The sequence below is a fragment of the Streptomyces sp. Root1310 genome (genome assembly GCF_001426425.1).
In the GTDB taxonomy this organism is placed as follows: Bacteria; Actinomycetota; Actinomycetes; order Streptomycetales; family Streptomycetaceae; genus Streptomyces.
In genome coordinates, this window is record NZ_LMEQ01000001.1 from 2,195,649 (window position 1) to 2,208,175 (window position 12,527).

Here is a 12,527-nt window from a genome sequence, read left to right on the forward strand (position 1 = left end):
CGATCCCGCCCGCACGTTCCGACGCGCCTGTCACGCTCCTGGCGCGGAAGAATGGGTCCATGAGCCAGTCAGACGCCCAGGCCGAGGTCCAGCACGCGCAGCCCTCCGTGGGCTCCATAGCCGCGCACCGCCCGCACACCGTCTCCGCCGTGGTCTCCGATCTCGAGCCCGACATCGACGCCGACCTCGACACGTACGAGGAGGCGCCGTACGACGGCCCCCAGCTGCCGCAGGGCCGATTCCTCGACCGGGAGCGCAGCTGGCTCGCGTTCAACGAACGCGTTCTGGAACTCGCCGAGGACCCGAACACGCCCCTCCTCGAGCGGGCCAACTTCCTCGCCATCTTCGCCAGCAACCTGGACGAGTTCTTCATGGTCCGGGTGGCCGGTCTGAAGCGCCGTATCGCCACCGGCGTCGCCACCCGTTCGGCCTCCGGCCTCCAGCCGCGCGAGGTGCTGGAGATGATCTGGGCCCGCTCGCGCGAGCTCATGGCCCGGCACGCCGCGACCTATCACGAGGACATCGCCCCCGCCCTCGCGGAGGAGGGCATCCACCTGGTCCGCTGGGGCGAACTGACGGAGAAGGAGCAGGCACGCCTGTTCACCCTCTTCCGGCACCAGATCTTCCCGGTGCTGACCCCGCTCGCCGTCGACCCCGCGCACCCCTTCCCGTACATCTCGGGTCTCTCGCTCAACCTCGCGGTCGTCGTGCGCAACCCGGTCAGCGGCCACAAGCACTTCGCGCGCGTCAAGGTGCCGCCGCTGCTGTCCCGCTTCCTGGAGAGCTCCCCCGGCCGGTACGTCCCCATCGAGGACGTCATCGGCGCCCACCTCGAGGAGCTCTTCCCGGGCATGGAGGTCCTGGAGCACCACGCGTTCCGGCTCACCCGCAACGAGGATCTCGAGGTCGAGGAGGACGACGCCGAGAACCTCCTCCAGGCCCTGGAGAAGGAGCTCATGCGGCGCCGCTTCGGGCCGCCGGTGCGCCTGGAGGTCGAGGAGTCCATCGACCGTGAGGTGCTCGACCTGCTGGTGCGCGAGCTGAAGATCAGCGAGGCCGAGGTCTATCCGCTGCCGGGCCCGCTCGACCTCACCGGTCTCTTCCGCATCCACGGTCTCGACCGTCCCGAGCTGAAGTACAAGAAGTTCATCGCCGGCACCCACCGCGACCTCGCCGAGGTCGAGTCGGCGTCCCCGCCGGACATCTTCGCGGCCCTGCGCAGCCGGGACGTCCTGCTGCACCACCCGTACGACTCCTTCTCGACGTCCGTGCAGGCGTTCCTGGAGCAGGCCGCGCTGGACCCGGAGGTCCTCGCGATCAAGCAGACCCTGTACCGGACCTCGGGCGACTCCCCGATAGTCGACGCGCTCATCGAGGCCGCCGAGTCCGGCAAGCAGGTCCTCGTCCTGGTGGAGATCAAGGCCCGCTTCGACGAGCACGCCAACATCAAGTGGGCGCGCAAGCTGGAGGAGGCCGGCTGCCACGTCGTCTACGGCCTCGTCGGCCTGAAGACGCACTGCAAGCTGTCGCTGGTGGTCCGTCAGGAAGGCGACACGCTGCGGCGCTACTGCCACGTCGGCACCGGCAACTACCACCCGAAGACGGCCCGGCTGTACGAGGACCTCGGCCTGCTCACCGCCGACCCGCAGGTCGGCGCGGACCTCTCCGACCTCTTCAACCGGCTCTCCGGCTACTCCCGCCGCGAGACCTACCGCCGTCTCCTCGTCGCCCCCAAGTCCCTGCGGGACGGCCTGATCGCCCGCATCGACAAGGAGATCCAGCACCACCGCGCGGGACGCCCCGCGCACGTCCGCATCAAGGTCAACTCGATCGTCGACGAGGCCCTCATCGACTCGCTCTACCGCGCGTCCCAGGCGGGCGTGCAGGTCGACGTGTGGGTGCGCGGCATCTGCGCGGTGCGCCCGGGCGTGCCGGGTCTGTCGGACAACATCCGGGTCCGCTCCATCCTCGGCCGGTTCCTGGAGCACTCGCGGGTCTTCGGCTTCGGCAACGGCGGAGAGCCCGAGGTGTGGATCGGCAGCGCCGACATGATGCACCGCAACCTCGACCGCCGTATCGAGGCCCTGGTCAGGGTGACCGACCCGGCTCACCGGGCGTCCCTGAACCGGTTCCTGGAAACGGGCATGTCCGACTCCACCGCCTCCTGGCACCTCGGCCCCGACGGCGAGTGGATCCGGCATTCGCACGACGCGGACGGCGCGCCCCTGCGCAACGTCCAGGAGATGCTCATAGACGCCCGGAGGCGCCGGCGTGGCACAGCGACACCATGACCTGACGGACCCCACGGCCGGGCCCGTGTCCACCGGAGACGCCCTCGCGGGCTATCTCCGGGGCCAGGCCACGGAGTTCCTCCGCGCACTGCGCCTGCACCGCGAGACGGGCGGCGCCGTGCCGAACGGCTCGTCGGGGGCCTCGACGGGTGGTCCGGCGAGCGCGGAGGTGCGCGTCGACGCCGTGCGCGCCCTGCGCCGCTCGGCCCGTCGGATCAGCGGCAGCCTGCACACCTTCCGACCACTCCTCGAGCCCGAGTGGTCGGAGGGAATGCGCCCCGAACTGGCCTGGCTGTCGGGCACGTTGGCGCTGGAGCACGCGTACGGGGCCCGCCTGGAGCGGCTGCTGCTGGCGCTGAACCGGCTGTCGGGCGCCGCGCCGGTACCCAGCCAACCGGTCGGCGCGGCGGGCCCGGCCGGTCCGGGCCCGGCCGCCCGGGCCGCCGTCCACCCGGCGACCCCGGACCGCGGGAACCTCACCGTGGGCGCGGCGAAGGCGGGCGCCCTCCTGGACCGCCAGCTCACCCTCGCCCGCACCCGGGCCCATTCCACCGCCCTCCAGGCCCTCGGCTCGTCCCGTTTCCACGCGGTCGCGGACAAGGTCGCCGTCCTCGCCAGCGAGGTCCCGCTCACCCCCACCGCGCCCGACACCGATCTGCGCCCCCTGGCCGGCGCGGCCCGGGAACGCCTCGCCGACGCGGTCACCGCGCTGCCGCTCGTCACCGCGGGCAGCCCGTACAACGCGGAGGCCCTGGTCCACGGCCTCTCCCCGGACCCGGCCCCGCACCCGCAGGACGCGCCCTGGCACCAGGTCCGCCTGCTGCTGCGGCTGCACCGCTACTCCTGTGAGGTCGTGCACGGCCGGAACACCCCGCTGGACGTCCGTCTGCTCGCGGCAGGCGAGGCGCTCGACCGGCACCGCGACGCCTCGGAGGCGTCCTCCGCCGCGGCCCAGGCGGCCCGCACCCCCCGGATCGCCCCGGCGACGGCGTACGCGCTCGGCGTGCTGCACGCGGATCAGCGGCATGAGGTGGAGGCGGCGCGGTACGCGTTCCAGCGGTCGTGGCAGAAGCAGACCATCGGCGCACCCTGACCGGACAGGTGGTGAGGACCAGGTGAGCACCGCGGACAACCCCGACGGCTTCCCCGTCCAGGCGGCGGGCTGTGTGCTGTGGCGCCGCTCACCGGCGGACGGCGGGCTCGAGCTCTGTCTCGTCCACCGCCCCAAGTACGACGACTGGTCGCACCCCAAGGGCAAGCTGAAACGTGCCGAGGACCCGCTCGCGGCGGCCTTGCGGGAGGTCCTCGAGGAGACGGGCTACCGGGCGGTGCCCGGGACCCGGCTGCCGACCGTGGACTACGAGGCGAACGGCCGCCCCAAGCAGGTCCGCTACTGGGCGGCCGAGGCCGTGTCGGGCGCGTTCGCCCCCAACGACGAGGTGGACCGCCTCCTCTGGCTCCCTCCGCCGGCCGCCCGGGACCGCCTCACCCAGCCGAGGGACCGCACCCTCGTGGACGCCCTGCTGTACGTCCTGCACCTGGCATAACGGGTGGGCGGAACCGGCCGGCCGCCGGAATCGCCTCGTGTCCTCGACGTGAGCGTTCCGTGACCTAACCGCACCGTCCCCAGGGGTTCACCCCCCGTTCACTCGCGCCCGTAGGCGCCTTCACCTGTTCTGCCTAATTTCGGCCTTACGCGGTGCGGTGCGCGACCCGGGTGGTCGTGTCCGTGCCGAGCAGACTTCCGCACACTCCGCACGCCGCCGGATTCAGGACGGCGGCTCCTGGAAGGATCTTCCTCAAGTGAAGCTTCAGCGCATGAACCGGCGGGCTCTCTCCCTCGGTGCTCTCGCCGTCTCCGGCGCCCTGGCCCTCACGGCGTGCGGCTCCGACGACACCGGCTCCGGCAGTGGCAGCAGCTCCTCCGCCACCGCGGCCGCCGGGTCCATCAAGTGTGACGACGCCAAGGGCCAGCTGCTCGCCGACGGCTCCTCCGCGCAGAAGAACGCGATCGACGCGTGGGTCAAGAACTTCACCCAGGCCTGCTCGGGCGTCCAGGTGAACTACAAGGGCTCCGGCTCGGGCGCCGGTGTCACCGCGTTCACGCAGGGCCAGGTCGCCTTCGCCGGCTCCGACTCCGCGCTCAAGCCCGAGGACGTCACCGCCTCCAAGTCGGTCTGCACCGGCGGCCAGGGCATCGACCTGCCGATGGTGGCCGGTCCGATCGCCGTCGCCTACAACGTCTCGGGCGTGGACAACCTCGTCCTCGACGCCGCGACGATCGCGAAGATCTTCGACGGCAAGATCACCAACTGGAACGACGCCGCGATCGCCAAGCTCAACCCCGACGCGAAGCTGCCCGACCTCAAGATCCAGCCGTACCACCGCTCGGACGAGTCCGGCACCACGGACAACTTCACCAAGTACCTGATCGCCGCCACCCCGGACAACTGGAAGTACGAGGGCGGCAAGGCCTGGCAGGCCAAGGGCGGCCAGGCCGCGGCCGGCTCCTCCGGTGTCGCCCAGGGCGTCAAGCAGACCAACGGCGCGATCGGCTACATGGAGCTGTCGTACGCCAAGGACGGTCTGGGCACCGTCGCCGTCGACACGGGCGCATCGGCCCCGGTCAAGGCCTCCTCCGACGGCGCCACCAAGGCCGTCGCCGCCGCGCAGGTCGTCGGCACCGGCAGCGACCTGTCGCTGAAGCTGGACTACAACACCAAGGCCGAGGGCGCCTACCCGCTCACCCTGGTCACGTACGAGATCGCCTGCGACAAGGGCAACAAGTCCGCCACCCTGCCGGCCACCAAGGCGTTCCTGCGCTACATCGCCAGCGAGGACGGCCAGGGCATCCTGTCGGGCATCGACTACGCGCCGATCCCCGACGCCATCATCACCAAGGTCCGCACCACCATCGAGGGCCTGAGCTGATCCCAGCGGTGCGGTCCGGCGCCGGGGGACACCCGGTCCGGACCGCACCCGTCCGGTGCACCGCCGCCAGGGGCCGACCGTAACCCGGCCCCACCCGAGCCGCCCCCACACCCGCAGGCGGCTCCGCAGACCGGAGACCTCCATGAACATATCGACACAGCACACAGACACGGACGACACGCCTCCCCCTGCCGCCCCGCCGGCCGTGACCGCCGAGCAGAAGCGCGCGGCGCGCGGTGCCACCCGACCCGGTGACCGGATCTTCCTCGCCCTCTCCCGCGGCTCGGGCATCTTCCTGTTGGTGATCATGGCCGCGATCGCGGTCTTCCTCACCTACCGGGCGTACCTCGCCATCAGCAAGGACGACGCCAACTTCCTGACCACCTTCGAGTGGAACACCAGCCTCGTCCCGCCGAAGTTCGGCATCGCGGTCCTGGCCTTCGGCACGGTGGTCTCGTCGATCATCGCGATGGTCATCGCGGTCCCGATCGCCGTCGCGATCGCCCTCTTCATCACGCACTACGCCCCGCGTCGCATGAGCGGCCCCGTCGCGTACGTGATCGACCTGCTCGCCGCCGTCCCGTCCATCGTGTACGGCCTCTGGGGCGCGCTGGTCCTCGTACCGCACATGGACGGCCTCTTCGGCTGGCTGAACGACTACCTGGGCTGGACCGGCGTCTTCTCCTGGGACGACGGCGCCCCCCGCTCGATGCTCACGGTGGGCATCCTGCTGGCCGTGATGATCCTCCCGGTCATCACCAACGTCAGCCGCGAGGTCTTCCGCCAGGTCCCGCAGATGCACGAGGAGGCGGCCCTGGCGCTGGGCGCCACCCGTTGGGAGGTCATCCGTATGTCGGTGATCCCCTTCGGCCGCTCCGGAGTCATCTCCGCCTCGATGCTCGGCCTCGGCCGCGCGCTGGGCGAGACGATGGCGGTGGCCACCGTCCTCTCCCCCGACTTCGACATCCACGCCAGCCTCCTCAACCCCGGCGGCGGCACCTTCGCCCAGAACATCGCCAGCAAGTTCAACGAGGCGACCGAGTTCGGCCGGGACGCGCTCATCGCCTCCGGTCTGGTCCTGTTCGTCATCACCCTGCTGGTCAACGGCGCGGCACGCATGATCATCGCCCGCCGCAGTGAGTACTCGGGGGCCAACGCATGAGCCACGCAGCAGCAGTAGCCGACAAGTCCCCGAGCACGCTCCAGGGCGCCAGCCTCCCGCGGTGGTCCCCCTGGGCCATCGCCGCCGGCTCGCTCGCCCTCGCGATCGGCATCGGCCTCGCCGGCGGCCTCGACAGCAAGGTCCAGTGGGGCCTGATCGCCGGCATCCTCTTCATCCTCGGCACCTTCGGCATCGCCGCGAAGGTGGAGGGCCGCCGCCAGGCGAAGGACCGGGTGGCGACGAGCCTGGTCTGGGTGGCGTTCCTGCTGGCCGTGGTCCCGCTGGTCTCCCTCCTCTGGACGACGATCCAGCGCGGCGTGAAGGTCCTGGACGTCTACTTCCTCACCCACTCGATGGGCGTGGTGGCGGACAGCGAGGCCGGCGGCGGCATCTACCACGCGATCCTCGGCAGCCTGGAGCAGGTGGGCCTGGCGACCGCGATCGGTGCCCCGATCGGCATCCTCACGGCGATCTACCTGGTGGAGTACGGCCGGGGCGGCCTGGCGAAGTCGGTCACGTTCTTCGTGGACGTCATGACCGGCATCCCGTCGATCGTCGCGGGCCTGTTCATCCTCAGCCTGATGCTGATGCTCGACATGCAGCCCTTCGGCTTCGCGGGCTCCCTCGCCCTGGCGATCCTGATGATGCCGGTCGTCGTACGCTCAACAGAGGAAATGCTGAAGCTGGTCCCGAACGAGCTGCGCGAGGCGTCCCTCGCCCTGGGCGTCCCGAAGTGGCGCACGATCCTGAAGGTGGTAGTCCCGACCTCGATCGGCGGCATCATCACGGGCGTGATGCTGGCGATCGCCCGTATCGCGGGCGAAACGGCGCCGGTACTCCTCCTCGTCTTCGGAAACCCGTTCATCAACGCCAACCCCTTCGAGGGTGCGCAGGCGTCGCTCCCGCTGTACATCTACCAGCAGTACGCACAGAGCGCGGGTTCGACAGCGGCCTACGACCGTGCCTGGGCGGCCTCGCTCACCCTGATCGCCTTCGTGATGATCCTCAACATGGTGGCCCGCGGCATCGCCCGCTGGAAGGCCCCGAAGACCGGTCGCTGAAACAGCGATCAGCGGCCACCGCCGCGCGGGGCCCCCTCAGCGACTGACTGGAAGTGAAGTAGAAAAAATGGCGAAGCGAATCGATGTGAGCGGTCTGACCGCCTACTACGGATCCCACAAGGCGATCGAGGACATCTCGATGACGGTCGAACCGCGCTCGGTGACGGCCTTCATCGGCCCCTCCGGCTGCGGCAAGTCGACGTTCCTGCGCACGCTGAACCGGATGCACGAGGTGACGTCGGGCGGCCGGGTCGAGGGCAAGGTGCTCCTGGACGACGAGGACCTGTACGCCTCGGGCGTGGACCCCGTCTCGGTCCGCCGCGAGGTCGGCATGGTCTTCCAGCGCCCGAACCCGTTCCCCACCATGTCGATCTTCGACAACGTGGCCGCGGGCCTGCGGCTGAACGGCAGCTACAAGAAGTCGGAACTGGCGGACGTCGTCGAGAAGTCCCTCAAGGGCGCGAACCTCTGGAACGAGGTCAAGGACCGCCTGAACAAGCCCGGCTCAGGCCTGTCCGGCGGCCAGCAGCAGCGCCTGTGCATCGCCCGCGCCATCGCCGTGGAACCGAAGGTCCTCCTGATGGACGAGCCCTGCTCGGCCCTGGACCCCATCTCCACCCTGGCGATCGAGGACCTGATCGGCGAACTCAAGGAACGCTTCACGATCGTCATCGTGACGCACAACATGCAGCAGGCGGCGCGCGTCTCGGACCGCACGGCCTTCTTCAACCTGTCCGCCGTGGGCCAGCCCGGCAAGCTGATCGAGATCGACGACACGGAACGCATCTTCTCCAACCCGTCGGTCCAGGCGACGGAGGACTACATCTCGGGCCGCTTCGGCTGACCGCCCGCTGCCTCCCCCGACCCCTCGCGGTGCTGCATGGCGGTGCCACCGCGAGGACGCGAAGGGCCCGCCTCCCGAAGGGGGGCGGGCCCACGTGTGCCTCCGGCGGCTGAGCGGGAGGGGTGGGGCGAAGCCCGGCGGAGGGGTGGGGCGGGCGCCCGGCGGCGGGAGCCCTCTCCCGACCGAGCCGGGCGGACCGGTGAACACCCGAGGCCAGGGGATCCGGTCCCCGCAGGGGTGCAGGGGACGCAGTCCCCGCAGGGGGTCCGGGGCACAGCCCCNCGAGGCCAGGGGATCCGGTCCCCGCAGGGGTGCAGGGGACGCAGTCCCCGCAGGGGGTCCGGGGCACAGCCCCGTGACGGGCGCCCCCTCCCCACCATGCCGGGCGGACCGGTGAACACCCGAGGCCAGGGGATCCGGTCCCCGCAGGGGTGCAGGGGACGCAGTCCCCGCAGGGGGTCCGGGGCACAGCCCCGTGACGGGCGCCCCCTCCCCACCATNAGCCGGGCGGACCGGTGAACACCCGAGGCCAGGGGATCCGGTCCCCGCAGGGGTGCAGGGGACGCAGTCCCCGCAGGGGGTCCGGGGCACAGCCCCGTGACGGGAGCCCTCACCCGACCGAGCCGGGCGGGCGGGTGGGCAAGCACCCGGGGTGCAGGGGACGCAGTCCCCGCAGGGGGTCCGGGGCACAGCCCCGTGACGGGAGCCCTCTCCCCACCGAGTCGGGCGGGCGGGTGGGCAAGCACCCCCTACAGGAACGCCACGTTCACAACCCAGAACGCGCACGCGGCAACGAACCCCGCCGCCGGCATCGTGATGAACCACCCCAGGACAATGTTCTTGGCGACACCCCACCGCACGGCATTGATCCGCTTCGTCGCCCCGACACCCATGATCGCCGAAGTGATCACATGCGTGGTCGAGATCGGCGCCTTGAACAGGAACGCCGTGGTGAACATGATCGACGCCCCGGTCGTCTCCGCGGCGAACCCCTGCGGCGGATCAAGCTCGATGATCTTCCGCCCGAGAGTCCGCATGATGCGCCACCCACCCGCGTACGTCCCCAGCGAAAGCATCACCGCGCAAGCGATCTTCACCCACACCGGAATCGGATCGTCGGCCCCCTGCACATCGCCGATGACAAGCGCCATCACCACGATGCCCATCGTCTTCTGCGCGTCCTGGAGACCATGCCCCAGCGCCATGCCCGCGGCCGAGACCGTCTGAGCGATCCGGAAGCCCCGCTTGGCCTTGTGCGGGTTGGACCGCCGGAACATCCACAGGATGGCCGTCATCACCAGATAACCGGCGACGAGCCCCACCACCGGCGAGACGAACATCGGAATGACGACCTTGTCGAGGACGCCGGACCAGATGACGTCCGTACCACCGGCGAGCGCCGCGCCCACCATGCCGCCGAACAACGCGTGCGAGGACGACGAGGGCAGCCCGAAGTACCAGGTGACCAGGTTCCAGACGATCGCCCCGACGAGCGCGGAGAAGAGGATCCCCATCCCCTTCGACCCGTCGGGCGTCTCGATCAGCCCCTTGCTGACGGTGTGCGCGACACCACTCCCGAGGAACGCGCCGGCGAGGTTCATCACCGCCGCCATGGCCAGCGCCGCCCGAGGCGTCAGCGCCCGGGTCGAAACGGACGTGGCAATGGCGTTCGCGGAGTCGTGAAAACCGTTCGTGTAAGTGAATCCGAGCGCGACGCCGATGGTCACGATCAGAGCAAAGGTGTCCATTAAGTGCTCAGGACTCCTTGACCGCGATGGTCTCCACCGTGTTGGCCACGTGCTCGAAGGCGTCGGCGGCCTCCTCCAGCACATCCACGATCTGCTTCAGCTTGAGCACCTCGATGGCCTCGTACTTGCCGTTGAAGAGATGCGCGAGCAGCTTGCGGTGGATCTGGTCGGCCTGGTTCTCGAGCCGGTTGACCTCGATCCAGTACTCGGTGAGGTTCTCCATGGTCCGCAGGTTCGGCATCGCCTCGGCCGTCAGCTCGGCCGCCCGCGCCAGTACCTCGATCTGCTGCTCGACGCCCTTGGGCAGTTCCTCGACGTTGTAGAGGACGACCAGGTCGACGGCCTCCTCCATGAAGTCCATGATGTCGTCGAGGGAGGAGGCGAGGTTGTAGATGTCCTCGCGGTCGAAGGGCGTGATGAACGAGGAGTTCAGCTGGTGGAAGATCGCATGGGTGGCGTCGTCACCTGCGTGTTCCGCGGCCCGCATACGCTCTGCGATCTCGGCCCGGCCGGCGGGGTCCGCCCCGAGCAGTTCCATCAGGAGTTTCGAGCCCGTGACGATGTTGTCCGCGGATGCGGCGAACATGTCGTAGAAGCTCGTCTCCCTGGGGGTCAGACGAAAGCGCACGTGGGGTCCTCAGGATGCATCGGTTTCGGTCAGGCTGATGCTAGGCGCATCATCCGGCCACGGCTAATGGGCCGTCCACCAGTGTCGCCCATCGGACAGAGCGACCGGGAGGGGGGCGACCGACCGGTCGGCGGCCGGCGAAGTCCCTGCTCGGGGCGTATACCCACCGAAGTTCGGTACGATATACCCAGTAGGGGTATATCTGCGGAGCCGGAGCGCTGGAGGACACGATGACGACCACAGAGGCCGGCGAACCCGCCGCCGAATCCGGCGTCGAGGCCGACCACGCCCCCGGGACGGTCCACGGCTACCACAAGCAGAAGGACGAGCACCTCAAACGCCTGCGCCGCATCGAGGGCCAGATCCGCGGCCTCCAGCGCATGGTCGACGAGGACACCTACTGCATCGACATACTCACCCAGGTGTCCGCCTCCACCAAGGCCCTGCAGTCGTTCGCGCTCCAGCTCCTGGAGGAACACCTGCGCCACTGCGTCGCCGACGCGGCGCTCAGGGGCGGCGCCGAGATCGACGCGAAGGTGGAAGAGGCGACCAAGGCCATCGGCCGCCTGCTGCGCACCTGATCAGCGTCCCGCACCGGCCCCCGTCCCGGAGTCGCCCCCGGCCTGTTCCTCCCCCACCCGCAGCACCTGGTCGATGCTCGCGAGACTGAGCCTTTCCTCCCCGGCCGCCGAGGCGGCGATGATCAGCTCCCCGCACAGTTCGATCTCGGCGAGGGCCTCGTGGTCCTGAACTGCCGTACCGCCGCCCGGAGCCACGCGCATCACCTCGTCCCTGCCGTCACCGACTTCCTAGAGTAGGGAGCGCTATACACCGCGCGCATGGCACGGACGGGCTAGTCCTTGTGTCCACCCGGTGGCCGAAAATGCTCGCCCAGGCCCGCCCGGCCCAGCTCATTCCGTACCTGCGCGCAGGCTCACACCGCACCGGCGAGCAGGCTCACACCGCGCAGGCTCACACCGCGCCGGCGCAAGCCCGTGCCGCACCGGCGCGGGCTCATTCCTCCGCGATCCGCCCCGCGTAGATGTCGTCGGCGGCCGGCAGCCGCACCTCGACGGGCGCCCCGAAGTCGTACAGCAGCGTCGTGGAGGCCACCGCGACGGCCTCCTTCTGCTGCCCGTTCACAAAGCTGAACCGGTGCCGGACCTTGCGGATGCGCCCCGCGTCGTCGAGGTAGACATCGAACGGCACCCGCGCCGTGGCGAACCCTTTCGCCGCCGCGCGCAGCGCATCCCGGCCGCCCGCCGAGGCGTCGGCCGCGGCCACCGCCAGATCGGCCGTCCCGCGGTAGTGCCGCACCGCGGTCCCGGCCACCTCGGTCCTCCCCACGTACGTCGCCGTGCGCGTCCCGCGCAGCACCTCGGCGGCGGCGAACGGATCGGTGGCCCCGCCGGTCACGAGGTTCCCGTCGGACAGGGTCGCCGTCTCCACCCGCACCCACTTGTCGTCCGGCACCCCCGCCCCCCGGTTCTTCATGAACAGGGCTCCGGGCGCGAGGAGTTCGGTGATGGGGCGGTGCTCACTGGTCCCGGCCGGATCCTGCGGCAGCAGCACCTTCAGCTCACCGCGCTGCTTGCGGTAGTCGTACACGCCCTGGCCCCGGATGGTCACCCGGGTCCCGCCGGTGGCCATCTCCATCGACGTACGGGCCTTCGACGTGCCCGCCGCGACGAGGGCGTCGGCGGCCCGGTGCAAGGTCGCGACGGGATCGGCCGCACGGCCGTCCTCCGCGGCGGCCCCGCCTGCGGAACACCCGGCCGCCCCCGCACAGACCCCCGCCACGAGCCCCGAAAGGACCATCGCGCCCACCAGCCCGCGCCGCCGCTCCGCCATGGCCTGTGCAC

At 70.4% G+C, this 12,527-nt stretch carries 12 protein-coding genes; 8 read left to right on the forward strand and 4 right to left on the reverse strand.

The window, feature by feature from the left end:
- Nucleotides 1–59 precede the first annotated feature (59 nt).
- The 7 genes from ASD48_RS09540 (at nucleotide 60) to pstB (ending at nucleotide 8,289) form a co-directional block, all read left to right on the forward strand.
- Entirely contained in the window at nucleotides 60–2,291 is a 2,232-nt protein-coding gene (locus tag ASD48_RS09540; protein ID WP_057600898.1) for an RNA degradosome polyphosphate kinase, read from the forward strand.
- On the forward strand, nucleotides 2,272–3,384 hold the full coding sequence (locus ASD48_RS09545; RefSeq protein WP_057600899.1) for a CHAD domain-containing protein: 1,113 nt from the start codon (nucleotides 2,272–2,274) through the stop codon (nucleotides 3,382–3,384). Before ASD48_RS09540 ends, ASD48_RS09545 begins: the two co-directional genes overlap by 20 nt.
- Nucleotides 3,385–3,406: 22 nt before the next feature.
- On the forward strand, nucleotides 3,407–3,838 hold the full coding sequence (locus ASD48_RS09550) for an NUDIX hydrolase (protein WP_057600900.1): 432 nt from the start codon (nucleotides 3,407–3,409) through the stop codon (nucleotides 3,836–3,838).
- Between the two features lie 256 nt (nucleotides 3,839–4,094).
- Nucleotides 4,095–5,222 carry a phosphate ABC transporter substrate-binding protein PstS gene (gene pstS, locus ASD48_RS09555; protein ID WP_057600901.1) on the forward strand — a complete coding sequence of 376 codons (1,128 nt, stop codon included), beginning with the start codon at nucleotides 4,095–4,097 and terminating at the stop codon, nucleotides 5,220–5,222.
- 142 nt (nucleotides 5,223–5,364) lie between these two features.
- Nucleotides 5,365–6,384: a phosphate ABC transporter permease subunit PstC gene (gene pstC / locus ASD48_RS09560; RefSeq protein ID WP_057600902.1), complete on the forward strand. Its 1,020-nt coding sequence runs from the start codon at nucleotides 5,365–5,367 to the stop codon at nucleotides 6,382–6,384.
- Nucleotides 6,381–7,445 (forward strand): phosphate ABC transporter permease PstA, encoded by a 1,065-nt coding sequence (pstA, locus tag ASD48_RS09565; protein WP_057600903.1) that lies wholly within the window; start codon nucleotides 6,381–6,383, stop codon nucleotides 7,443–7,445. Before pstC ends, pstA begins: the two co-directional genes overlap by 4 nt.
- Before the next feature lie 67 nt (nucleotides 7,446–7,512).
- Nucleotides 7,513–8,289: a phosphate ABC transporter ATP-binding protein PstB gene (gene pstB / locus ASD48_RS09570; RefSeq protein WP_020133102.1), complete on the forward strand. Its 777-nt coding sequence runs from the start codon at nucleotides 7,513–7,515 to the stop codon at nucleotides 8,287–8,289.
- Nucleotides 8,290–9,038: 749 nt separating this feature from the next.
- Here pstB and ASD48_RS09575 read toward each other — a convergent pair.
- Nucleotides 9,039–10,037, reverse strand: coding sequence for an inorganic phosphate transporter (locus tag ASD48_RS09575; protein ID WP_057600904.1), 999 nt, complete (start codon nucleotides 10,035–10,037; stop codon nucleotides 9,039–9,041).
- Between the two features lie 7 nt (nucleotides 10,038–10,044).
- Nucleotides 10,045–10,665: a DUF47 family protein gene (locus ASD48_RS09580; RefSeq protein WP_057579445.1), complete on the reverse strand. Its 621-nt coding sequence runs from the start codon at nucleotides 10,663–10,665 to the stop codon at nucleotides 10,045–10,047.
- A gap of 230 nt (nucleotides 10,666–10,895) precedes the next feature.
- Here ASD48_RS09580 and ASD48_RS09585 point away from each other — a divergent pair, with 230 nt between their 5' ends.
- Nucleotides 10,896–11,246 carry a metal-sensitive transcriptional regulator gene (locus ASD48_RS09585; RefSeq protein WP_057600905.1) on the forward strand — a complete coding sequence of 117 codons (351 nt, stop codon included), beginning with the start codon at nucleotides 10,896–10,898 and terminating at the stop codon, nucleotides 11,244–11,246.
- On the opposite strand, the gene ASD48_RS09590 is transcribed toward ASD48_RS09585, so the two are convergent.
- Together ASD48_RS09590 and ASD48_RS09595 are read right to left on the reverse strand one after the other, a co-directional pair.
- Nucleotides 11,247–11,447, reverse strand: a complete 201-nt coding sequence (locus ASD48_RS09590; RefSeq protein WP_057600906.1) for a hypothetical protein — start codon at nucleotides 11,445–11,447, stop codon at nucleotides 11,247–11,249.
- Nucleotides 11,448–11,679: 232 nt separating this feature from the next.
- Entirely contained in the window at nucleotides 11,680–12,516 is an 837-nt protein-coding gene (locus ASD48_RS09595) for a hypothetical protein (protein ID WP_057600907.1), read from the reverse strand.
- Nucleotides 12,517–12,527: the final 11 nt, after the last annotated feature.

Excerpts from the sequence above, each read along its gene's own strand:
- ASD48_RS09595 (WP_057600907.1), bottom strand. The coding sequence starts at position 12,516 with ATGGCGGAGCGGCGGCGCGGGCTGGTGGGCGCGATGGTCCTTTCGGGG.
- ASD48_RS09590 (WP_057600906.1), bottom strand. The coding sequence starts at position 11,447 with ATGCGCGTGGCTCCGGGCGGCGGTACGGCAGTTCAGGACCACGAGGCC.
- ASD48_RS09575 (WP_057600904.1), bottom strand. The coding sequence starts at position 10,037 with ATGGACACCTTTGCTCTGATCGTGACCATCGGCGTCGCGCTCGGATTC.
- ASD48_RS09585 (WP_057600905.1), top strand. The coding sequence starts at position 10,896 with ATGACGACCACAGAGGCCGGCGAACCCGCCGCCGAATCCGGCGTCGAG.
- ASD48_RS09540 (WP_057600898.1), top strand. The coding sequence starts at position 60 with ATGAGCCAGTCAGACGCCCAGGCCGAGGTCCAGCACGCGCAGCCCTCC.
- pstC (WP_057600902.1), top strand. The coding sequence starts at position 5,365 with ATGAACATATCGACACAGCACACAGACACGGACGACACGCCTCCCCCT.
- pstA (WP_057600903.1), top strand. The coding sequence starts at position 6,381 with ATGAGCCACGCAGCAGCAGTAGCCGACAAGTCCCCGAGCACGCTCCAG.
- pstB (WP_020133102.1), top strand. The coding sequence starts at position 7,513 with ATGGCGAAGCGAATCGATGTGAGCGGTCTGACCGCCTACTACGGATCC.